This window comes from Nocardia sp. NPDC023852 (genome assembly GCF_040639505.1).
Lineage (GTDB): Bacteria > Actinomycetota > Actinomycetes > Mycobacteriales > Mycobacteriaceae > Nocardia.
Window position 1 is genome coordinate 82,468 of record NZ_JBFAAB010000001.1, and the last position, 22,593, is coordinate 105,060.

Annotated in this window: 16 protein-coding genes; 9 read left to right on the plus strand and 7 right to left on the minus strand. The window is 67.0% G+C overall.

The features are described from left to right. Window positions 1-189: 189 nt before the first annotated feature. A complete protein-coding gene (locus tag AB0H00_RS00385) occupies window positions 190-768 on the minus strand; it encodes a Uma2 family endonuclease (protein WP_357258487.1) in 579 nt (192 codons plus the stop codon). A gap of 85 nt (window positions 769-853) precedes the next feature. On the opposite strand from AB0H00_RS00385, the gene AB0H00_RS00390 reads away from it, so the two are divergent. Then, the gene (locus tag AB0H00_RS00390; RefSeq protein ID WP_357260317.1) at window positions 854-1,471 is read left to right on the plus strand and encodes a histidine phosphatase family protein; all 618 of its coding nucleotides are present in this window, start codon (window positions 854-856) and stop codon (window positions 1,469-1,471) included. A gap of 118 nt (window positions 1,472-1,589) precedes the next feature. After that, complete coding sequence (locus AB0H00_RS00395) at window positions 1,590-1,910, plus strand: hypothetical protein (RefSeq protein WP_357258490.1); 321 nt, start codon at window positions 1,590-1,592, stop codon at window positions 1,908-1,910. A 70-nt stretch (window positions 1,911-1,980) separates the two neighbouring features. Here AB0H00_RS00395 and AB0H00_RS00400 read toward each other — a convergent pair whose 3' ends face one another. From AB0H00_RS00400 to aroQ, 4 genes are all read right to left on the minus strand, one after another. Continuing rightward, window positions 1,981-2,880, minus strand: a complete 900-nt coding sequence (locus AB0H00_RS00400) for a cutinase family protein (protein ID WP_357258493.1) — start codon at window positions 2,878-2,880, stop codon at window positions 1,981-1,983. A gap of 344 nt (window positions 2,881-3,224) precedes the next feature. Then, window positions 3,225-4,694 carry a glutamate synthase subunit beta gene (locus AB0H00_RS00405; protein WP_357258496.1) on the minus strand — a complete coding sequence of 490 codons (1,470 nt, stop codon included), beginning with the start codon at window positions 4,692-4,694 and terminating at the stop codon, window positions 3,225-3,227. Between the two features lie 126 nt (window positions 4,695-4,820). Next, window positions 4,821-9,473 carry a glutamate synthase large subunit gene (gene gltB, locus AB0H00_RS00410; RefSeq protein WP_357258499.1) on the minus strand — a complete coding sequence of 1,551 codons (4,653 nt, stop codon included), beginning with the start codon at window positions 9,471-9,473 and terminating at the stop codon, window positions 4,821-4,823. Between the two features lie 746 nt (window positions 9,474-10,219). Continuing rightward, window positions 10,220-10,795 carry a gamma subclass chorismate mutase AroQ gene (aroQ, locus tag AB0H00_RS00415; RefSeq protein ID WP_357258502.1) on the minus strand — a complete coding sequence of 192 codons (576 nt, stop codon included), beginning with the start codon at window positions 10,793-10,795 and terminating at the stop codon, window positions 10,220-10,222. A gap of 220 nt (window positions 10,796-11,015) precedes the next feature. Here aroQ and AB0H00_RS00420 point away from each other — a divergent pair, with 220 nt between their 5' ends. The 5 genes from AB0H00_RS00420 to AB0H00_RS00440 all read left to right on the plus strand — a co-directional run bounded on the left by AB0H00_RS00420 (window position 11,016) and on the right by AB0H00_RS00440 (window position 17,212). After that, window positions 11,016-12,710, plus strand: coding sequence for a DUF4407 domain-containing protein (locus AB0H00_RS00420; protein ID WP_357258505.1), 1,695 nt, complete (start codon window positions 11,016-11,018; stop codon window positions 12,708-12,710). Between the two features lie 204 nt (window positions 12,711-12,914). Further along, complete coding sequence (locus AB0H00_RS00425; protein WP_357258508.1) at window positions 12,915-13,787, plus strand: hypothetical protein; 873 nt, start codon at window positions 12,915-12,917, stop codon at window positions 13,785-13,787. Continuing rightward, the gene (locus tag AB0H00_RS00430) at window positions 13,784-14,863 is read left to right on the plus strand and encodes a DUF4129 domain-containing protein (protein ID WP_357258511.1); all 1,080 of its coding nucleotides are present in this window, start codon (window positions 13,784-13,786) and stop codon (window positions 14,861-14,863) included. Before AB0H00_RS00425 ends, AB0H00_RS00430 begins: the two co-directional genes overlap by 4 nt. A 67-nt stretch (window positions 14,864-14,930) precedes the next feature. Then, window positions 14,931-15,914, plus strand: a complete 984-nt coding sequence (locus AB0H00_RS00435) for a MoxR family ATPase (RefSeq protein ID WP_357258514.1) — start codon at window positions 14,931-14,933, stop codon at window positions 15,912-15,914. Window positions 15,915-15,916: 2 nt separating this feature from the next. After that, window positions 15,917-17,212 (plus strand): DUF58 domain-containing protein, encoded by a 1,296-nt coding sequence (locus tag AB0H00_RS00440; protein ID WP_357258517.1) that lies wholly within the window; start codon window positions 15,917-15,919, stop codon window positions 17,210-17,212. Between the two features lie 166 nt (window positions 17,213-17,378). Here AB0H00_RS00440 and AB0H00_RS00445 read toward each other — a convergent pair whose 3' ends face one another. Beyond that, window positions 17,379-18,188 (minus strand): RDD family protein, encoded by an 810-nt coding sequence (locus tag AB0H00_RS00445; protein WP_357258520.1) that lies wholly within the window; start codon window positions 18,186-18,188, stop codon window positions 17,379-17,381. Window positions 18,189-18,231: 43 nt separating this feature from the next. Here AB0H00_RS00445 and AB0H00_RS00450 point away from each other — a divergent pair, with 43 nt between their 5' ends. Together AB0H00_RS00450 and AB0H00_RS00455 are read left to right on the plus strand one after the other, a co-directional pair. Continuing rightward, entirely contained in the window at window positions 18,232-19,227 is a 996-nt protein-coding gene (locus AB0H00_RS00450) for a stage II sporulation protein M (protein WP_357258523.1), read from the plus strand. 1,428 nt (window positions 19,228-20,655) lie between these two features. Beyond that, window positions 20,656-21,294: a methyltransferase domain-containing protein gene (locus tag AB0H00_RS00455; protein WP_357258525.1), complete on the plus strand. Its 639-nt coding sequence runs from the start codon at window positions 20,656-20,658 to the stop codon at window positions 21,292-21,294. A gap of 10 nt (window positions 21,295-21,304) precedes the next feature. Here AB0H00_RS00455 and AB0H00_RS00460 read toward each other — a convergent pair whose 3' ends face one another. Then, on the minus strand, window positions 21,305-22,072 hold the full coding sequence (locus tag AB0H00_RS00460) for an SDR family NAD(P)-dependent oxidoreductase (protein ID WP_357258528.1): 768 nt from the start codon (window positions 22,070-22,072) through the stop codon (window positions 21,305-21,307). Window positions 22,073-22,593 lie beyond the last annotated feature (521 nt).

Consider the following 22,593-nt stretch of genomic DNA (forward strand, 5'->3'; position numbering starts at 1 on the left):
CGGCACCGCCCCTACTGCGCTCCACGGAAGCGTCCCCGCCTCGGTCGCGGTCGTCGTCGACATGCATTCAGTGCGCGAAGCGGTGACCGTGGGGACCATGAATATCTCCGGCGCCTTGCCGCCGCCGAACAGTGCGCGAGTTTGTTCCAGGTGCCCCCGCACTGCTTGGCGAACGGAGAGATGCCCGGCTCAGAGCCGGTCGATGTCGGTGAGATCGATGTCTATGTCGAACGGAACAGTAAGCCGGAGACGATCGTGATGAATTCCGGTAAGTGCGTAAGCCTTCGTCGCCGGGTCCAACTCGTACACGTAGACCGCCGGGCGGCCGTCGACGTTCTCGACCCGCCAGAAGTGGGCGATACCCGCTCGGGCATAGAGCTGCGGTTTGCGCTCCCGGTCGCGCGTGCGAGATTCCGCGGACACCACTTCCACTGCCGCGACGACGTCATCGCCCTGATACGAAGTCAGCTCCGGACCGCCGACGCGTTCGGCGTGGATCACGACGATATCCGGTTCCGGACGCTGGTCCCGCCCAAGTGTCACGGTCATTTCCCGGCGAACACGCAGATGTGCCGGGGCCAGGCGGCGAAGCGCGGAGTCCAGCAGGGTGATGACCAGCATGTGGAACTGCGCCTGCGGGCTCACGAAGACGAGACTCCCGTCGATCAGCTCGGTGTGCGGGGGAAGGTCGGGCAGGCGATCGAGATCCTCGGCGACGAATCCGCCCGGCGGCGGGCGCAGCCACTGCGGAAACGGCTCGACGGTCATGTCCTCGAGTATGTCAGCAAAGGCCAGGCGTATGGGCATACAGACCTGGATGGAAGCGGCAGCGGGCATGGGGCAGAGTGGGCGTGTGCAGTTGATCCTCGTTCGCCACGCCCAGCCGATCCGGATTCTGAACTCGGACGCGCCCGCCGATCCGGAACTGGCACCGGTGGGACTGGAGCAGGCCGAGCGGGTGCCTGCTGCGCTCGGTCACCATCGGATCTCTCGAGTGGTGAGCAGCCCCCAGCGCCGAGCTCGGGAAACGGCGGCACCGACCGCCGCGAAGCTAGGGCTCGATCTCGAGATCGTCGACGACCTCGCCGAATACGATCGTGACCTGCCCGCCTACATCCCGATCGAGGACGCGAAGGTCGAATTGCAGGACACGTACGAGCGGATCAAGTCCGGGCATTTGCCGTTGCAGATCGACGGCGAGGGGTTCAAGGCCCGGGTGCACGAGGCGATCATCCACATCGCCGCGACCACCGACCCGGCCGACACCGTGCTGGCCTTCGCGCACGGCGGCGTGATCAACGTGCTGCTGCAGGACATGCTCGGGCTGGAGCGGCCGCTGACCTTCCCGATCGATTACTGCTCGATCACGCGAATCCTCTTCTCTCGCACCGGGCGCCGGACCGCGGCCACCGTCAACGAGAACGGGCACGTGTGGGATCTGCTGCCGCGCAACATCGCGGCGCGAGCCTGAAACGCGCATTTCACAGTCGATTGCCAGGAGCGTCGCACCGGCGTCCCAGTGACGGAAACTTCTATGGGATCAGTGAGCCACTGAATCAGCGGCTCACGGTTCGAGAGAAAGGAATTCCGTGTCGCTCTCCAAAACCGCTACGCTGCGGCGTCTCACCCGGCTGGCCGCGGCTGGTGCGCTGATTGTCGTCCCGCTCGCCGGCCTCGCGGCGACGGCCTCCGCAGAAGCTCCCAACCCCGCGCCCGACGCGGTCCAGGTCCAGCCGGTGGACGCGCCGCAACAGGGCGCCGACATCGACGGTCGATTCCATCATCACGACTGGAATGGCCGGCGCGGGCCGGGCGACCACAATTGGCAAGACGACCAGCCCTGGCAGAGTGGCCCACCTGCGCCGCTGCAACAGTTCCAGCAGTTCTTGCCGTCGACCGGGTCGGGCTAGGCCGTCTCCCACCGAGAAACCGGCGGCCCACCTCCGAGTTCGGAGGTGGGCCGCCGGTTTCGTTCGTGGATCAGGCCATGCCCGCGATCCAGTTGTGCATCCAGGAGATAGCGCTCTGGCCGCCGCCCACCGAGTAGCTGCCGTAGAGGGTGTGCGCATGCGACTTGTAGAAGCGCTCGAGATCCTTCGCCCGCTGCTCGTTCGCCGAATCGGTCAGCTGCGACTGCAGGGCCGGGACACCGCCGAAGGCCATCAGGTCGCCGATGATGTTCCCCGCCTCGATCTGGTAGCGCCACAGGTTGGCCGGGTTGGCGTCCGACGCCTGGGCGAGGAAACCGGCGAACCGGGTGACGAAGTCATCGTTCGCGGTCGCGCAGTAGAGGTCGTCGAGTGCACAGATGGTGCGCGTGCGGTCACTGATCCAGCCGAAGCCGCCGACCCGGGGGCCGCCCGCGCCCGCGCCGGGCGCGACCGGGCCGACCTGAATATCGGTGGGCGAACGACGCGGGTCGGAGATCAGGCCGACGCCCGCGACGCGGTCCGGCGACACGACGCTGAGACCCGTACCGATCTCCGCCGCGAGATCACCAGCGGCGTCCGCGCCCTGGCTGTAGCCGACGAGCGCGATCTTCGTCGCGCCGCACCGCTGCGCCATGCCCGCGATCAGGCCGCGCGCGCTGTCGACCGCTTCCTTCTTCGAGTTGCCGTAAACCTCGCCCTCCCAGGGGAAGGCGGTCGCGGCGTAAGTCACGTAGTCGACATCTGTGGAGGACGGGAGACCCCTGGTGACGCCGGCCAGCATGCCGGGCTGCGGCGTCTTGTCGCGCCCGGTCTCCCAGGTGCCCGGGATCGCCACCACGTACAGGCTCGGGCATCCCGGGTCCGCGTTCACCGGACCGCTGCCGAAAACCAACCCGGACATCACTGCCGCGGACGCACCCAGAACCGCGACGACCTTTTTCAACTGCATACCGCTCCAGTCCAAACCTTGCCCTCGTTGACCTTCCCACCGAGTTGCCGCGTTCCATGCTGAACTCGACGGGTGTCGTTCCAGTGCACGCCGGGTGAATACAAGTCACCCAACTGTTATGACGTGCGCGACTCGACTCACATCCCAAGCTCGACGGCACGCCGCAGATAACAATAAAGCCACAACCGCCCCGACGCCATTCGGACACTCTGACACGATGCGTTTTTCCGTCATGGGGGCATCTTCGGACGGAAGCTTTCGAGCGCGTTGGTGGCCCGAGAACAAAGGCGCCTATGGACGAATTGTCCACAGGCGCCTTTGTTGCCGCTCCGGTAAGAGAGGACCTAGCGCTGGGCGACCATGGTCGGGGTAATCGGAGCCGGAAGGGCGGTTTCGCCTTCCAAGAACCGGTCGACGCCTGCGGCCGCGGCGCGGCCTTCCGCGATGGCCCAGACGATGAGGGACTGGCCGCGGCCGATGTCGCCCGCGACGAAAACGCCTGGGATGTTGGTCGCCCAGTTCTTGTCGCGCTGGACGTTGCCGCGCTGGTCGTAGCCGACGCCGAGATCGTTGAGCAGGCCCGGCTTCTCGGGGCCGACAAAGCCCATGGCGAGCAGGACCAGATCGGCCTCGAGGGTGAAGTCGGTGCCTTCGACCTTCTCGAATCGGCCGTTGACCATCGTGACCTCGTGTGCCTCCAGACCGGTCACCTTGCCGTCCACACCGACGAAACGCTCCGTGTTCACCGAGAACACCCGCTCGCCGCCCTCTTCGTGCGCGGACGAAACCCGGTACATGAGCGGATAGGTGGGCCATGGGGTCGAGGCGGCGCGCTCCTCGGGCGGACGCGGCATGATCTCGAACTGGTGCACGCTCGCGGCGCCCTGCCGGTGCGAGGTGCCCAGGCAGTCGGCACCGGTGTCGCCACCACCGATGATGACGACCTTCTTACCCTTCGCGTGGATGGGCGGCAGTCCATCGGCATCGGTGACATCGTCGCCGAGCTGCACCCGGTTGGACCAGGGCAGGAACTCCATCGCCTGGTGAATGCCGTCCAGGTCGCGACCGGGGATCGGCAGATCACGCGCCAGGGTGGCACCACCGGCCAGCACAATCGCATCGAACCGCTCACGCAGCTGCTCGGCGGTGATGTCGACGCCGACGTTCACGCCGGTCTTGAAGATCGTGCCCTCCGCCTCCATCTGAGCGAGACGGCGGTCGATGAAGCGCTTCTCCATCTTGAATTCCGGGATGCCGTAGCGCAGGAGACCACCGATGCGGTCCGCCCGCTCGAAAACGGTCACGGTGTGCCCGGCCCGGGTCAGCTGCTGCGCGGCGGCCAGACCGGCCGGACCGGAACCGACGACGGCGACCTTCTTGCCGGTGAGGCGGGTCGGATAGACCGGGGTCACCCAGCCTTCATCGAAGGCGTTCTCGATGATCTCGACCTCGACCTGCTTGATCGTGACCGGATCCTGGTTGATGCCGAGCACGCAGGATGCCTCGCACGGCGCGGGGCACAGCCGCCCGGTGAACTCCGGGAAGTTGTTCGTCGCGTGCAGCCGGTCGATGCCCTCCCGCCAGCGGCCCTTGTAGACCAGATCGTTCCACTCGGGGATCAGGTTCCCCAGCGGACAACCGTTATGACAGAACGGGATACCGCAGTCCATGCACCGGCTGGCCTGGGTTTGCAGGGTCTGGTGGGAGAAGTTCTCCTCGTAGACCTCTTTCCAGTCCAGCAGGCGCAACGGCACCGGCCGCCGCTTGGGCAGCTCCCGAGAGGTGTGCTTCATAAATCCCTGGGGATCAGCCACGAGCGGCCTCCGTATTCTCGCCTCTCAACATCGAACTCAGCTCACGAACGCGTCTCGCGTCAACCACGGGCCGCCTCCGTATTCTCGCCTCTCAACATCGAACTCAGCTCACGAACGCGTCTCGCGTCAGCCACGGGCCGCCTCCATAATCGCCTCGTCCACGTCCTTGCCGCTCTTCTCAGCTTCGGAGATGGCGAGCAAAACTTTCTTGTATTCGCGCGGCATGACCTTGACGAAATGGTTCACCTGCTGTGACCAATCGCTCAGAAGGCGGTCGGCCGCGGCGGAACCCGTCTGATCACGGTGCTGGGTGATGATGTCGTGCAGCCAGGTGAAATCGTCACCGGACAGCTGCTCGACCGCGTCGGCCTGCTCAGGGTTGAGCTTCGCCTCGAAGGTGCCGTTCGGGTCGAAGACGAACGCGACACCGCCGGACATACCGGCGCCGAAGTTGCGGCCGGTCGCACCGAGGATGACTACCCGACCTCCGGTCATGTATTCACAACCATGGTCTCCGACGCCCTCTACCACCGCGGTAGCGCCGGAGTTGCGCACGGCGAACCGCTCGCCGACCACACCGTTGATGAACGCCTGGCCGCTGGTGGCGCCGAACAGGATCACGTTGCCCGCGATGATGTTCTGCTCCGCGATGAACTCCGCGGGCGCGTTCAGCGACGGGCGCACCACGAGGTGGCCGCCGGAAAGCCCCTTGCCGACATAGTCGTTCGCGTCACCTTGCACTCGCAGCGTGATACCCGCGGGCACGAAGGCGCCGAAGCTGTTGCCAGCCGACCCCGTGAAAGTGATGTCGATGGTGTCGTCGGGCAGGCCCGCACCACCGTACAGTTTGGTCACCTCGTGGCCGAGCATGGTGCCGACGGTGCGGTTCACGTTCGTGATCTTGGTCTCGAACTTCACCGCCCGGCCGCGCTCCAACGCGTCCCTGCTCTGCGAGATCAGCTGCTGGTCCAGCGCCTTGTCCAGCCCGTGGTCCTGCGACTTGGTGCAGCGGCGATCCTGGGACATGAACGCTGTCTCGACGTCGTCGAGGATCGGCGACAGGTCCAGCTTGCTGGCCTTCCAGTGCTGCTTGGCCCTGGAGGTGTCGAGCAGGTCGACCCTGCCGATGGCCTCGGCCAGCGTGCGGAAGCCCAGCTGCGCAAGCAATTCGCGGACCTCTTCGGCGATGAACAGGAAGAAGTTCTCGACGAATTCCGGCTTACCGGTGAAGCGTTCCCGCAGCACCGGGTTCTGCGTCGCGACACCGACAGGGCAGGTGTCCAGGTGGCAGACGCGCATCATGATGCAACCTGAAACCACCAGCGGCGCGGTGGCGAAGCCGTACTCCTCGGCACCGAGCAGCGCGGCGATCATCACGTCGCGGCCGGTCTTCATCTGGCCGTCGACTTGCACAACGATCCGGTCGCGAAGTCCGTTGAGCAGCAACGTCTGCTGGGTCTCCGCCAGGCCGAGTTCCCAGGGACCGCCCGCGTGCTTGAGCGAAGTCAGCGGCGACGCGCCGGTGCCACCGTCGTGGCCCGAGATCAGCACGACGTCCGCATGCGCCTTGGAGACGCCCGCGGCGACGGTGCCTACACCCGGCTCCGCGACGAGTTTCACGTGAATCCGCGCCTGCGGGTTCGCGTTCTTCAGGTCGTGGATCAGCTGCGCCAGATCCTCGATCGAGTAGATGTCGTGGTGCGGAGGCGGCGAGATCAGCCCGACGCCCGGCGTGGAGTGCCGCACCTCGGCGACCCACGGGTACACCTTGTGCGCCGGAAGCTGTCCGCCCTCCCCGGGCTTCGCGCCCTGGGCCATCTTGATCTGGATGTCGGTGCAGTTGGTCAGGTAATGCGCGGTCACGCCGAAGCGACCGGAGGCCACCTGCTTGATCGCGCTGCGTCGCCAGTCGCCGTTCTCCTCCGGCTCGTAGCGGGCCGGCGACTCGCCGCCCTCACCCGAATTCGATCGTCCGCCCAAGCGGTTCATCGCGATCGCCAAGGTCTCGTGCGCCTCGGCCGAGATGGAGCCGTAGCTCATCGCACCGGTCGAGAACCGCTTCACGATTTCGGCGGCGGATTCGACCTCATCGATCGGGATCGGGCTGCGTGCCCGCTGCTTGAACTTGAACAGACCGCGCAGCGAGGCCAGCCGCTCGGACTGATCATCGACCAGCTTGGTGTAATCCTTGAAGATCGAGTACTGGCCGGAGCGAGTGGCGTGCTGCAGCTTGAACACCGTGTCCGGGTTGAACAGGTGGTATTCGCCCTCGCGCCGCCACTGGTATTCACCGCCGACCTCCAGCTCGCGGTGCGCACGCTCGTTGCGGTTCTCCAGGAACGCGACCCGGTGCCGCTCGGCGACGTCGGCCGCGAGGTCATCCAGGTCGACGCCGTTCAGGTGCGAGCGCAGGCCGGTGAAGTACTCGTCCACCAGTTCCTGCGACAGACCGATCACTTGGAACAGCTGCGCGCCGTTGTAGGAGGCCAGGGTGGAGATACCCATCTTGGACATCACCTTCAGCACGCCCTTGCCCGCGGCCTTGTTGTAGTTCGCGACCGCCTTGCGGTAGTCCGCGGCGAGGTCGCCGGTGCTGCCCGGCAACTCCAGTGCACCGCGTTCGAGCATGTCCTCGATGGTCTCGAAGGCCATGTACGGGTTGATCGCAGCGGCGCCGAAACCGACCAGGGTCGCCATGTGGTGGACCTCGCGGGCATCGCCGGCCTCCACGACAAGGCCGACCATCGTCCGCGTGCGTTCGCGTACCAGGTGGTGGTGCACCGAGGAGGTCAGCAGCAGCGACGGGATCGGCGCCAGCTTCTCGTTGGACTCGCGGTCGGACAGCACGATGATCCGCGCTCCGCCGTCGATGGCGGCCGACACCTGGGTGTTGATCGCCTCGAGCGCCTTACGTAGGCCCTTGCCACCCTTCTGCACGGGGTACAGGCCGCGTACGACCACCGAGCGCAGCTCGGGGTGCGAACCGTCGTCGTTGATGTGCACGAGCTTGGCCAGCTCGTCGTTGTCCAGGATCGGTCCCTCGAGGGCGATCTGCTTGCAGGATTCCGGTCCCGGGTGCAGCAGGTCTGCCTCCGGGCCGATGTTGCGATTCAGACTGGTGACGACCTCTTCCCGGATCGCGTCCAACGGCGGGTTGGTGACCTGCGCGAACAGCTGGGAGAAGTAGTCGAACAGCAGACGTGGGCGGGCGGAGAGCACCGCGATCGGGGTGTCGGTGCCCATCGAGCCCAGCGCTTCGAGGCCGGTCTTGGCCATCGGCGAGATCAGCAGATTCAGCTCCTCGGTGGTGTATCCGAAGATCTGCTGGCGGATCAGCACGCGGTCGTGCGACATGTGCACATGTGGGCGGTCGGGCAGGTCGGCGAGGCGGGATACACCCGCGTCCAGCCACTCCTGGTACGGGTGCTCGCCGGCAAGCTGGGACTTGATCTCCTCGTCGCCGACGATCCGGCCCTGTGCGGTATCGACCAAAAACATGCGGCCCGGCTGCAATCGAGCCTTCCGGACCACCTTCGACGGGTCGATGTCGAGCACGCCTACCTCGGAGGCCATCACGACCAGACCGTCATCGGTCACCCAGACGCGGCTCGGGCGAAGGCCGTTGCGGTCCAGCACGGCGCCGACGACCGTGCCGTCGGTGAAGCACACCGATGCGGGGCCATCCCATGGCTCCATCAGCATCGAGTGGTACTCGTAGAAGGCCCGCTGCTGCGGGTCCATGGTGTCGTTGCGTTCCCATGCCTCGGGAATCATCATTAGCACGGCATGGGGCAAGCCGCGGCCGCCGAGATGCAGCAGTTCCAGCACTTCGTCGAACCGGGCGGTATCGCTTGCCCCCGGGGTACAGACAGGGAACACCTTCTCCAGCCGGTTCTTGCCCGCGGAATCGATCCCGAAGACGTCGCTGCGCAACAGCGCTTCACGAGCGCGCATCCAGTTCTCGTTGCCGGTGACCGTGTTGATCTCGCCGTTGTGCGCCACCCTGCGGAACGGGTGTGCGAGCGGCCAGGAGGGGAAGGTGTTGGTGGAGAACCGGGAGTGCACGATGCCGAGGGCGCTCTCCACCCGGGAGTCCTGCAGGTCCAGGTAGAACGCGCGCAGCTGCGGAGTGGTGAACATGCCCTTGTAGACGAAAGTCTGCCCGGACAGGCTCGGGAAGTAGACCGATTCCTTGCCGACCGCGCCCTCACCAGCACCGGCCGACCCCAGCTCGTGTTCGACCCGCTTGCGCACGACGTAGGCGCGACGCTCCAGGTCCATCCCCGTCAACCGCTCGGCAGCGGTGGTCGGCGAGGCGATGAAGATCTGACGGAAGGTCGGCATGGCGTCCCGCGACAGTGCACCGAGCGAGGAGTCGTCGATCGGCACCTCACGCCAGCCGAGAACGACGAGGCCCTCTTCCTTGACGATCTTCTCGACACCGTAGGCGGCACGCGCGGCTTCGCGACGCGCCTGCGGCAGGAAGGCGATGCCGGAGGCGTAGGAGCCCTCCGGCGGCAACTCGAAGTCCACGATGGCGCGGAAGAAGCGGTCCGGAATCTGGAGCAGGATGCCCGCGCCGTCACCACTGTTGGGTTCGGCGCCCGCGGCACCACGATGCTCTAAGTTCAACAATGCCGTAATAGCCTTGTCGACGATGTCGCGGCTGCGTCGGCCGTGCATGTCGACGACGAATGCGACGCCGCAGGCGTCGTGCTCGTTCGCCGGGTCGTAGAGCCCGATGGGTCCAGGGGACCTGTGGCCAGGAAGTTGCGTCATGCCTCTGCCTTCAAGAAAGTCGGCCTTCGAAGAAAAACGGCCTTTCGTCGAACGCCTCCGTACAAGACTGCGCCCGTACGTTCCGAAGCCAGCCGCGCTGATGGTCTTCGGCGTGCAGTCAGGTCTGCAGTTGTTCCACCCGCTTCTGGGATGTAGTGGGTGCTCGTCGGTTACAGATCCCTAACAAGATCCTTACCTCCGCGCGAAGTCTCGCCCGCTACGCTGAGCACCGGCTAGGGCTTGCCCGAGCGGGCGATGTCGCCGGACATTCTGTGTTCGGCGTAAGAGCAAACGATAAGTCAGGTCCGGTGCCCAACCAACTTAGGTTGGGCTAATAACCCGGTCTAGCTGGGCTTCTTCAATTCGGTCCTCCACGTGTGCGCGTCGTCCAGTGTAAAGCAGCGAGTACCGCTTGATCGATCCCGTGGCACTCGATGCCAGCCTCGCTATACAGGCGCGCGAAAGCGGACCAAAACAAGCAAGAAGGTCAGGAACCCGCCCTCACCTGCATCGAAAAAGGTTTCCCCGACCCGGGGCGCGGCAAACCATCCGATGGCGACTAACTCGACGATCGGGTGGATGAGATATTTCCGACAGGGTGTGACATGCTGCAACCAATATCCGACCGTTCGGCCTCTTTTGCTACCTATGGTTTTTAGCACACTTTTAGCAAATGGCTCGGAGTGGAGTCGGTCACATCCGATCACGCACTGATCGACCCCCGTGCCACGTGGTGGGGAAACAACCTAGGCCGGGCAAAGCGAAGCCGCGGCCCGCGCCAGCGCGGCCTGGTGCAGCGCGTCGCTCCTGCCCGCGGCGAACACGCCGAAGACGCTGCGCGCCAACCGTTCCGCGCAGTCCGGCGCGGTCAGCTCGGCCCGATGCGCGGCCAACCGGTCGAGAATCTCGATGTTCACCCGGTCGATGATCGGGCGGACGGAGACGAGCTCGTCGGGTGTACTCGGCGCAGTGGCGGGGTCGAAGCGCCACCGCACCATAAGCCCACGCTGCACCACCTTGTTCGCTTCGATCTGCCCGGAGAACACCTGCCGCACCCAGTCCTGCGGCAAGTCGCGGCTATTGCCGAGCCGGGCCATCGCGTCGTAGACCTCGGCCTCGCGGGCCGGATCGTCGATAGTCGGCCCGATGCCACGTTCGTTCGCCGCCGCCCACTTCGCGGCGGCCACCGCGTCGGCAGTGTCCAGCCGCTCGACCACCAGCGCGACCAACCGGTCCATCGACTCTTCGCTTGGGGACGCGCTAGCGCTAGCGGGCCACACGAGCAGCGCCGCCGAGAGGATCGTCAGCACGACTCTGCGCATGTCGGGCCCTCCTGGGATCGCTCGGGCGGAAACGAATCACCGCGCCAGAGTAGGCGCAATCGCCCACCCACTCCGCGACGTGCAGCCACCTGTGAGCCTGGACACATCCGTCCGCCCCTCTCAGTATGTCGGACCTCGGGCTGTCACGCTGTCACAACGAATCCGTGACAGTTTCGCCGCGCCCGCGAAAGCGACTGGGACGTAGAGGATGTGCATTCCGATGACCGTCACCGGCTTGTTCACCTGGCTCGGCGGGGGTCTGAGCAGCGAAATCACCGACCGCCACGAGCGCGCCGGTTACGCCGTCACCGGCGCTGTGGTCCTGTGCTTCGCAGCGGTGTCCGGTGCGGTTACCGCCCTCGCCCTCGCCTCGACCGAAACCTGGCCGCTGTGGGCAGTCCTCCCGGTGGCCCTGGGGGTCGCGGCGCTTGCGGGCGCGGTCGCCCGGACCCTCGCGACCGCACGACCGAGCGGAGGACCGGATCGGCTCGGGCTGATCGCGCGGACCACGATCACGGTGGTAGCGGGCGGATTGATCGCTGAAGTGGCCGCGGTCGCACTCTTCGGCGCAACCGTCGACCGGCTGCTGGACGAGAAGGCCCAGCGATCGGTCGATTCGGCGCCGCTGGTCATCGCCGCGCGGATCGAACTGGACCGGGCGAAGGCCGACCGGACCGCGTTGGACCAGTCGATCACGAAGACGCAGGGCGATGTCGACCGCGCGCTGGTGATCGCACGCTGCGAGTACAATCCGACGGCGGAGTGCCCGCAGACCAGAATCACCGGCGTCCCCGGCCGCGGCCCCGCGGCGCAGACCGCCGACGACATGCTCGACGACGCCCGCAAGCAGCTCGCCGCGGCCCAGGGCCGGCTGGACGCGGTCGACCGGCGGGTCGCCGATGACGCGAACGCGGTCGCCAGCGCACGGGCCGTCGCCTTCGACGGCGCCGACCGCGGCCTCGGCGCCCGCTGGCAGGCGATGAACGACTACACGGTGCGCGACGCACTGCCGCTGCGCATTCTGACCATCGTGGCGTTGGTGATGCTTGCCCTGCTGCCGCTGGTGTTGCGCTGGTGGCGCGGCGAGACGTCGTTCGACCGGCACAACGCGGCGCGGACCGTGCACGACCCCGCCGAACGCGACGCCGACGCGGCCATCGGGGTCAGACAGGCAGAGGTGCGCGCCGAGGCCGAGACACTACGCGTGGAACAGCAACTCACCGCCGCCCGGCTCGCCGTCGAGGCGGACACGCCCATCGACCGGGAACAGCAGCGCTCCCGCATCGTCGCGGCTCTCGGCGGCATCGAGATCGGTATCACCGAACCGCCGAACCGCCCCGAACTTCCAGCCGCACCGGCTGACGATCGAAACCGCTCCGTGTCCGCAGAGCGAATCGCGACGCCCAACCTACCGGCCCCTACCACCGTGGCGGTGGTGCCCGCCGTGCCTGGGACCGGCGGCGGCCTCGAGCTCCCGCTGATCGGCACCGTGCCGTTCACCGACACCGCGGCGCGCTTCATCCGGCCGCTTGTTCCGTCGTTCGTCGCCACTGCGATCGACACCGCGACGCACCCACTGCGCACCGCGCGCCAGGCGTTCGAAGAGGTCGAGGAGATCACCTTCACCCTGCGCCGCACACGCAAGGTCACCGTCGACGGCCAGACCTCGCACCCACAGGCTGTGGGAGTTCCGATCGGCTACCAACCGCAGCCCGGCTCCCCCCAGGTCGCGCACGCCCAGCACATCGCCTCCACCGTCGTCGACGTCGACTTCCCCCCGCACGCTCCGCGCTACTCCCTTCCGCCGACCGGCGCCGCAGGCTACGGCCTGCCCACACGCCGCAGCGACGAGCTGACCGGACGGCGGGATGCCGAACTCGAGGTGAACCGCCGCGAACTCCCGCCCACTCGCTGATCCGTTTCGGCGCTGGCACCACGGTAGTCACGGCAGACCGTGACTCGACGGTGCACGCGAGCCCGGGGAGTCGAGTCGGAAAGGCGCCAAGATGAGCGGATCGACATGATCGGCGCTGCGGATGGCCTGCCGCCGATCGACCCTGCCCGGCTACCGGGCACGTTGTGGACCGCCTGCTCGAGCACTGACGGTTAGACTCGGCCCGTGCGACCAGCCGCCGACCCGGCCGGTGCCGTCGGGGCGGAAGCAGATCCGGTACCAGGGTCCTCTGAAGCGACGGTGCCGATCCGACCGCTGACCTTCCGCGAACTGCTAGATGTGCCGTTCGCGCTGATCCAGGCGAACATCCGCGCCCTGGCCGGGTTGAGCGTGGCAGGCCTGCTCGCCGCCGAGGCCGTGGTCGTCGCGGTGACCGCGGGTGGCTCCGCGCTGACCGACGGCTCGGACGCGGGTACCGCGTGGGCGGCGATCCTATCGACGGCGGCCTGTGCGTGGCTGCTGCGGTTCGTGCTGCGCGGGGCGACGGTGGCGATCGGCCTGGCGACCGTGACAGGGATGCCGATCGGCTGGCGCACCGCACTGGGCCGGTTCTGTGGAGCGTTCGGATCGCTTCTGAAGTTCCAGCTGTTGTTCACGCTGGTGGGAGTCGGCGTGATTGCGGTGTGCGGCATGCTGATCGTGACGCTGCCGCTGGCGTTGGTCTGGCTCGGCTGGCTGCGGGCCCGCCGCTGGGCCGCGGTACCGGTGCTGTTCGTAGAGCGCACCTCGCACCGCGATGCCGTCGCTCGTTCGAGACTGCTTGTCGAGGGCGCGGATTGGCCGACGGCGGGACTGTGGACAACCCAGCGTGCCTTGTTCGGGCTGCTCGCAGTGCCGCTGCTGGGCATCCCATGGTTTCTCGCGGACTTCTCCGGCACCCATCGGTGGCCGGTGATCGTGCTGAGCACCGGGGCCGTGCTGCTGCTCACCGCGTTCGGCGAGGTGGTCGAGGCATCTTCGCGCGTGGTGTGCTACATCGATCGCCGCTGCCGCAGAGAGGGATTGGACATCCGCATCCCCGGCATGGAGGCACAATGAGCGAAGGTGCGGACGCGAAGCGGCAGGTCGCGGTGATCAAGGGCACCGACGCGACGAATGACGAGGCACCCGACACCCCTCGACTCGGCCCCGCCGCCGACCATCGGGCCGCCGCCGAATCGGCGGCACAGCGCCGCGATTTCGACAGCGCGCTGCGTGAACGCTTCCGCGCGGTGTTGCGCGGTCTCGAACAGCGCGGCCTGCTGGAAGTGCGGCGCTCGCGGACGGCGCGGGAGACCGCCGACGACGTGACAACCGCGCTGCCACTCGAGGTCGCCACCGAATTCCACCCCGCCGCATATAGTTTCGACGAGGTGGTGTACGGCGGGCGCCGGGCGACCGAAGACGAATATCGCAGGCTCGAATACGCTGACCGGTTCTCCGCAGCCGCGCCGCCGCCCACACCGGAACCACCCGAGATCGACGCGATGAAGCATGCGCCCCGGACCAGGCGCCGACTGCCACCGCTGCCGAGTCTCTTGCGTGACCCCAGATTCTGGGCGGCCTTGGCCGCGACGGCCGCATTACTGCTGCTGCTCTACGGCACGCTGCAGTCTTGTGGGGCGCCGACGGCCCCGCCACCACCGAAGGCTCCCCCCGACCTGCCGGACGTTCCGCCGGATGGCTCGTACGGCGGCCCCGGCTCAGGCGCGGGTGACGACCCGATCTGGGAGCGGCTGCCCGCACCGGTCTTCTTCGGCGGCTTGCAGTTCCTCATCGCCGCCGCATCGGTGGTGTGGTGGCGGGCACGTCGACGGGGCGCACTGGTACGCGAGCCGCGCCCGGTCGAGGTCGCGGCAAACGAGCTGTTCGCCGGGCATGCCGCGTTGTACCGGCGATCGAAGGACCACGACCACGTCGCCGCGAAACTGCGCGCGGCTACCCTGCGTCGCATCCGGACACCGCTCGGCGTCACCGCCGACACTCCACCGGACCGAATCGTCGCCGGCATCGCCGCGCGCACTGGGGCCGACCCCAACCGCATCGCCGCCACGCTGTTCGGCCCGGTACCCGACACGGGAACCCTGCGGATAGTCGCCGCCCAACTCGAACTGATCGAATCGGAGGTCGGATGAGACACACTCGCGCAACGCTCATTCGACCAACGGGGTGCGGGAACACCCGAAGAACATTGGAGGTCGGATGACCAGCACTGAGACCAACCACACCCGGACGGCCGAGGAAGCGGGCGCCGCGTTCCATGCCCTGCGCGCCGAGATCGGTAAGGCGGTGGTCGGCAATGACAACGCGATCATGTACCTGGTGCTCGCGCTGCTGTGCCGCGGCCACGTCCTGCTCGAAGGTGTTCCCGGCGTTGCCAAGACGCTGCTGGTGCGGGCGCTGGCCACGGCGCTGGATCTGGAACACGCGCGCGTCCAGTTCACCCCGGACCTGATGCCCGGCGACGTCACAGGTTCGCAGATCTACGACCCGCACTCGGCGGAATTCACCTTTCGGCACGGTCCAGTGTTCACCAACCTGCTGCTTGCCGACGAGATCAACCGCACGCCACCGAAAACTCAGTCGGCTTTGCTGGAATCGATGGAGGAGCGGCAGGTCTCGGTGGACGGGAAGCCCCGGTCGCTGCCTGATCCTTTCGTAGTCGTCGCCACGCAGAATCCGATCGAGCAGGAGGGCACCTACCCGCTGCCGGAGGCGCAGCTGGATCGATTCCTGTTCAAGGTCGACGTCCACCTGCCCAGCCGCGACGACGAATTCCGCATCCTGCAGCGGCATGCCGCGGGCTTCGATCCGCGCGATCTGGTCGCCGCCGGGTTACGTCCGGTGGCGGGCCCGGCGCACATCGCCGCAGCGCGCGCCTCCGTCACGCACGTGACGATCACCCCCGAGGTCCTCGCGTACACCGTCGACGTGTGCCGGGCCACCCGCACCTCCCCAGCCGTGCAGCACGGTGCCTCGACCCGTGGCGCTACCGCGCTGATGGCCGCCTCTCGTGCATTCGCCTGGCTGAACGGCCGCGGGTTCGTCACGCCGGACGACGTGAAAGCCGTCGCGGTCGCTGTGCTCCGGCACCGCCTGCAGCTGCGGCCGGAGGCGGAGCTGGATGGGGTGACCACCGAGGGCGTGATGGCGGCGCTACTGCTGTCGGTTCCGGTTCCGGTGTAGCTGTGGTCGTCACCGGTCGGCTGGCCGCCGCGGCAGGAGTCGCGGCCCTCTTCGTCACCCTTGTGCTGCCGTCCTGGCTGACCGTCGTCGTGCTGACCTGCGCGCTGGCCGCGGCGCTGCTTCTCGATCTCGGCGCGGTGGGCCGAGCGCGGGATCTCGCGTTGGCCAGGGAACCCCTGACCGTGGTGCGGCTCGGACGCTCCGTCGAGGTGGAAATTGTCGCGGTGAACACAGGCGCGCGGGTGCTGCGCGGAACACTGTGGGACGACTGGCCCGACAGCGTGCATGCCCGGAACCGGACGCACCCGGTGTATCTTGCGCCGGGCACCCAGGTCCGGTTCCGCACCACGCTCAGCCCGACCTACCGCGGCGACCGGGTCGCGGGTCAGGTCACCGTGCGGCTGCTCGGCCCGCTCGGGCTGGCGGGCAGGCAGAGCAGGCACAGCGTGCCCGCACGAGTACGCGCGCTGCCCGCGTTTCGCAGTGAACGGCTGCTTCGTTCGAAAGTCAAGCGACTGCAGCATCTCGAAGGCCGCAACGTGGCCGACCTGCGCGGGCAGGGCACCGAGTTCGACTCGTTCCGCGAGTACGTGGCGGGTGACGACGTGCGCGCCATCGACTGGCGGGCCACCGCCCGCGCCACCGATGTGCTGGTCCGTACCTGGCGCCCGGAACGCAACCGGCACATGCTCATGCTGCTGGATACCGGGCGGATCAGCGCGGGCCGAGTCGGCGAAGGCACCCGGCTGGACGCCAGCATCGAGGCGGCTCTGCTGCTCGGCGGACTCGCGGCCGCCGCGGGCGACTCGGTGGACCTGCTCGCCTTCGACCGGCAGCCGCGCGCCGAGGTGCGCGGTGTCGGGGGAAAGGGCTTGCAGCTGAAGCTGATGCACGCGATGGCGGGGATCACCCCCGCCCTCGTCGACACCGACAGTTCCGGGCTGGTGCGCGCCGCGATCCAGCGGACGCGCCGCCGCAGCCTGGTCGTCTGGTTCACCGTTCTCGACGGCGCAGCGGTCGAGGAAAACCTGCTTCCAGTCTTGCCTGTTCTCACGCAGCGTCATCGGGTTCTCATCGTCTCGGTCACCGACCCGGATGTCGCCGCGGCCGCCGCCCGTCGTGACACCCTTGCCGACCTCTACGCCGCGGCCACCGCCGAATCCGTGCTCGCCGAACGCGCCTTGGTCCAGGAATCCCTGCGCCGCCGTGGGATCGCGGTCGTCGCCGCTCCTCCGGAGCGCCTGCCCGAGGCACTGGCGGACGAATACCTGGAGCTCAAACAGTCCGGCGCCATGTAGTGACCCCCACACCCTCTCGGCCATCCGACGGCAAGCCAGGGCATCCTGGCGCGAGCGCCGCGGAGCTGGTGCGGTTGGCCAGGAATTCGTTCCAGGCCTCCTGGACGCCGGTGCGGCTGGACGATTCCTGCGCGAGATCGACGTACGTCGCTGCGAACACTTGTACCTAACTCGTTCGCAGCGGTGGCGGCACCCGCAGCGGTGGCGACGGGAATGAGGGGAACATCGGCGGCGGCAGCACACGACGCTGCCGCTCGGCGACGATCGCGCCCAGAATCTGCAGCGGCGGATAACCGGTCGGCGGCACGACCCGCACTCGCTTGCACACCTCTGCCACGAGAGCTGTGCCCAAGTTGTGTTGTGCGGCGGGAGTCAGCGCGCGAAACCGCGTCAGATACTGCCGCACCGCCAGCGCCAGATCCTCCGGCAGCCCGGACAGGTCGAGCTGTGCACTCCAGCCGGTCAGCCACGGCGGCGCGACCGCGAGCGCGGGCGGAGGCAGCGCCCGCTGCGCGTGCACCACCACGGTGCCAGCAAGCACGTCGCCGACCCGCCGCGCGTTGGGCGAGCACATCGAGGTGAGCACCGCGATGGCGCCGAACCCGCCGAGCATCCAGAAGTCGACAGCTGCTCCGGCGAGGCCGCGGGTGAGCGCGTGTCGGAAGTCGATGGGTCCACCGTCCGCTCGCACCACGCGCAGTCCGAGCAGCAGCTTGCCCAGCGTCCGCCCGCGCCATGTGGTCTCACAGGCCACCGGGTAGCCGACCAGGACACCGACGATGGTGACCAGTACCGCCACGTCCAGCCAAGCCGAATCCACACCTGTGGGCAGCAGTACCGTCGCGATCACGAACATGAGGGCGCACCCGAGTGCGAACTGGACAACCACGTCGATCAGAAACGCGGTGGCCCTGGTGGGGATCCGCGCGATCGGCAGCTCCAGGGCCACCGCTTCGCCGGTAGTGAACTCAGCCATCTCGATAGCATTCTTCCGACCGGCGGTAGTGGGAGGCAACCGAATGGACGTGGACGCGTACAGCTTGGCGCACCGGCGGGCGTGGGAGCGGCTCGATTACCTGTCCAAGCGGAACAGGTTGACCGGCGCGGAGGCGGACGAGATCGTCATGCTCTACCGGCGCACGTCCCAGCAGCTGGCACGTTTGCAGTCGCACAGCCCTGATCCGGAGTTGATCGCCGGTCTGAGCGCGCTGCTGACCCGTGCGCGCGGCCGAGTGCTCGGGACGAGAGCGGACACCTGGCAGGAGGTCGGCCGCTTCTTCACCCATCGCTTCCCTGCGGCCCTGTACCGGGCGTGGCGGTGGTGGGTGGGCGTGGCCGCGGTGTTCCTGCTCGGGTCGGCGAGCCTGGCCGTCTGGGTAGACCGGTTCGATTCGGCGCGTACGGTTCTCGGCATTTCGGACGACACCGCGGACCTCACCGCGCCCGGCGGCGCGTTCGAGACGTACTACTCGGAGCATGCCCAGGGCGCGTTCGCCGCGCAGGTGTGGACGAACAATGCCTGGGTGACGGCGATGGCATTGTTCACGGGCGTGTTGATCCTCCCCGCCGTCTACCTGCTGTTCATGAACGCGCTGAATCTGGGCGTCACCGCGGGGTTGATGGCCGATGCGGGGCGGCTGGATTCGTTCTTCGTTTTCATCCTGCCGCACGGCACGCTGGAGCTGACGGCGGTGTTCGTCGCAGGCGGCGCCGGGCTGAAACTCGGTTGGACACTGATCGATCCGGGTCGGCTGAGCCGGGTGGAGGCGGTGGCCCGGCAGGGCCGGGCGACGGCGACGGTGGCGCTCGGGCTGGTTGGCGTGTTGCTGGTGTGTGGCTTCATCGAGGGTTTCGTGACGCCGAGCCCGCTGCCCGCGCCGATCCGCCTCGCGATCGGGTTCACCGCCGAGGCGTTGTTCCTGGTCTACGTGTTCGGGGTCGGGCGCAGCGTGGTTTTGAATCAGGTCGGCTACACCATGGACCAGCCGAGCGACTTGCCTGCGATTAACCCCTAGCGAACAATCAGCACACCACAAGTGGACATGGTCGGCCAATCGGCAGCAGCGTAAGGTCACGGATCGGTTTCGACATCCCCCATTGAGTTCCGCTGGCCGCAGCGAGTCGGGCTCGAGCTGCGGCCAGCGTTACCGTCAACTCTACACAACCGTTATCCCTACGCAACCCTCCCCGCCGAGGTCAAGCGTATAAAGCAGCAGGCCAGCAAACGCCGACGGCGCCTCATCATTCCGCTAGCCAGCTAACCCGAGGCGTTAGCAGTGGCCACCGCCCTGGCAAGCAGATCACGCTCCGACGAAACCGTCGATACGCCTCCCGCGGGCAGGCCAAGAGGGTGTATCAGTCTTTTTCCAGAGCATTAGCTATCCCGGTTGAATAGACATGTCTATGGTAGACGTTTTGCAACTTTACCTGGGCATTCACCCGTGGAAGGTGCCGATTGCTGAGTGTTATTTCAATAAAAGCGACTCAAGGTTTGTTTAACGCTCAATAAACAAGATGCATACTCGGCGAAACATGCCGTTGCCATGCTTGCGTCTTGTCAAGATCAAGAATAACCGGATGCGAAAGGGTCCCTGCGCAGCCACTCGAACCGGGTGCATCAGCACCTCGACCGCAACCATAATCATGGATGTGATCTTCGCCTCACTGCCTCTTCGCGACGGGAAGAGCCCCGCGAAATCGACACTGCCGCACAGCGTCACGAGGCCAACGTCACACCTTGCCAATGCGCCGAAGCGTGCTGACAAACCTCGTTCGACTCTGTCGGCGAATGCGCCCGCTCATACCCCGCCCGCCTGTGCTTACGGCGATGCGTTCACCCACCCGGTTCGGCACCGTCCACAGCTGTGCACGCAGACAACTCCACCGCTGTGCACAACGAACCACCACCCTGGTGCATCAATCGGCGGTGCCGCGATCGGCCGTGTGATATCCACAGCCCCCAACTCCTCCGCCATCCCCAGGCGCAATAGAGGCATCAACAATCATGATCCACACCCATCCCCAAGCTGGTGAATACTTCACCCGCCAGGTCAGATGCAGAACCAGAGCCGCGAACAAGTCTCCGCGGTTTCGTTCGCCTGCAGCGTCGTTGCGAACTCCCGGCACTGAATCCCGAAGCCACACACAGAGTTATCCACAGCCCAGACTGCCAGTCGGCCGAGGTCGCACCGTCGGTATCCCGGACAAGTCGACCGATCGACGAAGGCCGGCCATCCCGAGAGCACTCACAGCGTCATCCACAGCGTCGACATGGCCGGCGCGCTCGGCAGCAGCGCCAGCGTGCAGGCCGCGAGGATGGTCGAAGGTAGACGCATCGTGGTCCTCCTTCGGCTCACTGCCTCCGAGTGGTCACGCCGAAAACCGTATCGACATCCGAATCGGCTGATCGGGCGTAGCACCGGCCACATCGATACGATGGCGCCATGAACGGCGTCCGGGCCCGCGTGCTGTCCAGCCTCGCCGGTCAGCTCGGTAACCCGCATGGCGTCCTCGGCAAGGGCGTCGCCTTGGCACTGAACCGCGGCAACAAGCGCGCCATCGCGGGCGCGGTCGAGGCCACCGCCGTCGCAACGGGCGGAAGGGCTGCCGATATCGGATTCGGCGGGGGCGCAGGGCTTTCACTCCTGCTGAAACGCGTCGGCGACACGGGTGTGGTGCACGGCGTCGAGATCTCGCACGACATGCTGGCCCGTGCTCGCTCCGGCTACGCGGCCGACATCGGCTCTGGCCGACTGCGACTCGACGAAGGTTCGCTCACTGCGCTGCCGCTCGCGGACGACAGCCTCGACGCCGCGATCACGGTCAACACCATCTACTTCGTGGCGGACCTGACCGCGGCCTGTGTCGAACTCGCCAGGGTGGTCCGACCCGGCGGCCGTCTGGTGATCGGGATCGGCGATCCGGACGCGATGGCGAAGCTGCCATTCACACCCTACGGCTTCACCCTTCGTCCGGTGCCGGACGTACTCGCGGCACTGGAGCAGGCCGACTGCGTAGTCGAGCACCGACAGTTGGCGCATCTGCCGATCCCGCACCATCTTCTCGTCGCCACGCCCGCATAGCTCCCGCTCCCTACATCAGCGCACCGCCGTCGACCCGGATCTCCGTTCCGGTCATATAGCGTCCGTCGTCGGAGGCCACCATGGCGACCACCCCGGCGATGTCTTCCGGACTGCCGAGCGCCCCGCCATCGAGCCAGCCGGTCATCCGGGAAAACAGCTGCGGATCGAAACCCTCTGGCTGATCGCGGATGGACTTCGTGGTGATGCCGCTCGTGATACCCGCGGGAACGATGTTCACCGCGCGCAACCCCTGCTTCGCGTACTCCAGCGCGATCGCATGGGTGAAAGCGTTCACGCCGCCCTTGGACGCCGCGTAAGACGCGAGGTAGGGCGCCGCGCTGAAGGCCGCGGTCGAGGAGATGTTGACCACTACCCCGTGCCCGGTGTCCAGCAGTGCAGGCAGCGCGGCCTGGGTCATCAAGAAGGTCCCGGTGAGGTTCACCGTGATCACCTGATTCCACACCTCGAGCGGCATCTCGTGGGTGCGCGCAGGCCGCAGGATGCCCGCACCGTTCACCAGCACATCGAGGCCGCCGAGGAATTTCAGCGCCTCCCCGGTGGCCGATCCGACCGACTCCGGGTCGGCGACGTTCACCTCGACCGTTCGCAATCGCTCGGTGGCATCGCCTGCCTTAGCCGTGGTGGCCGCGAGGCCCGACACGTCGATGTCGGCGGCGACCAATTGTGCCCCCTCATCGAGCAGCCTCAGGGCGATGCCCTGACCGATGCCGGAACCCGCTCCAGTCACCACCACACGGCGGCCGTCATATCTGCGCATGCCAAAAATTAGAACAGGTTCTCATTGTGAGTCAAGCCACTTCCGTCGCCGGCGACCGTCAGGTCAGCCCTCACTCCTGTGCGATTCGCAGGACCATTGCAGCCATCGCGGCACCGTAGGCATGACCGGTCGACTGGTGGGTAATTCGAGGTGCGTAACTGCCACCCCGTCCGACAGGGTCACAGCGCTAGCCGCGATGGTGGCGACGCAGTTGGCACCGCCTTCGGCCTCGAGTCGAGGGTGACCGTACCGAGAGCGAGGAGGTTGAGCGCCGAGGGTCCCACCCGCGCGTCACCGATCAGACACCGACTATCGTTACGCTATCTGATGGCACGTTAGATGACGGGAAGGTAGCTATGGCGAACGCGAGGATGCTCGGTACCATGCGTCGAGCGGGGGCCGCGATGCTGGTCGGAGGCACGCTGGTGACGCTGGCAATCGTCTCGCCCGAACCTGTCGTGGCCGTCACCGCAGACCGTTATTCGCACGACCCTGCGGATCGGCGCGGCTACGGCGTGGGA

Excerpts from the sequence above, each read along its gene's own strand:
- AB0H00_RS00385 (WP_357258487.1), bottom strand. The coding sequence starts at position 768 with ATGACCGTCGAGCCGTTTCCGCAGTGGCTGCGCCCGCCGCCGGGCGGA.
- AB0H00_RS00400 (WP_357258493.1), bottom strand. The coding sequence starts at position 2,880 with ATGCAGTTGAAAAAGGTCGTCGCGGTTCTGGGTGCGTCCGCGGCAGTG.
- gltB (WP_357258499.1), bottom strand. The coding sequence starts at position 9,473 with ATGACGCAACTTCCTGGCCACAGGTCCCCTGGACCCATCGGGCTCTAC.
- aroQ (WP_357258502.1), bottom strand. The coding sequence starts at position 10,795 with ATGCGCAGAGTCGTGCTGACGATCCTCTCGGCGGCGCTGCTCGTGTGG.
- AB0H00_RS00420 (WP_357258505.1), top strand. The coding sequence starts at position 11,016 with ATGACCGTCACCGGCTTGTTCACCTGGCTCGGCGGGGGTCTGAGCAGC.
- AB0H00_RS00430 (WP_357258511.1), top strand. The coding sequence starts at position 13,784 with ATGAGCGAAGGTGCGGACGCGAAGCGGCAGGTCGCGGTGATCAAGGGC.
- AB0H00_RS00435 (WP_357258514.1), top strand. The coding sequence starts at position 14,931 with ATGACCAGCACTGAGACCAACCACACCCGGACGGCCGAGGAAGCGGGC.
- AB0H00_RS00445 (WP_357258520.1), bottom strand. The coding sequence starts at position 18,188 with ATGGCTGAGTTCACTACCGGCGAAGCGGTGGCCCTGGAGCTGCCGATC.
- AB0H00_RS00450 (WP_357258523.1), top strand. The coding sequence starts at position 18,232 with ATGGACGTGGACGCGTACAGCTTGGCGCACCGGCGGGCGTGGGAGCGG.
- AB0H00_RS00455 (WP_357258525.1), top strand. The coding sequence starts at position 20,656 with ATGAACGGCGTCCGGGCCCGCGTGCTGTCCAGCCTCGCCGGTCAGCTC.
- AB0H00_RS00460 (WP_357258528.1), bottom strand. The coding sequence starts at position 22,072 with ATGCGCAGATATGACGGCCGCCGTGTGGTGGTGACTGGAGCGGGTTCC.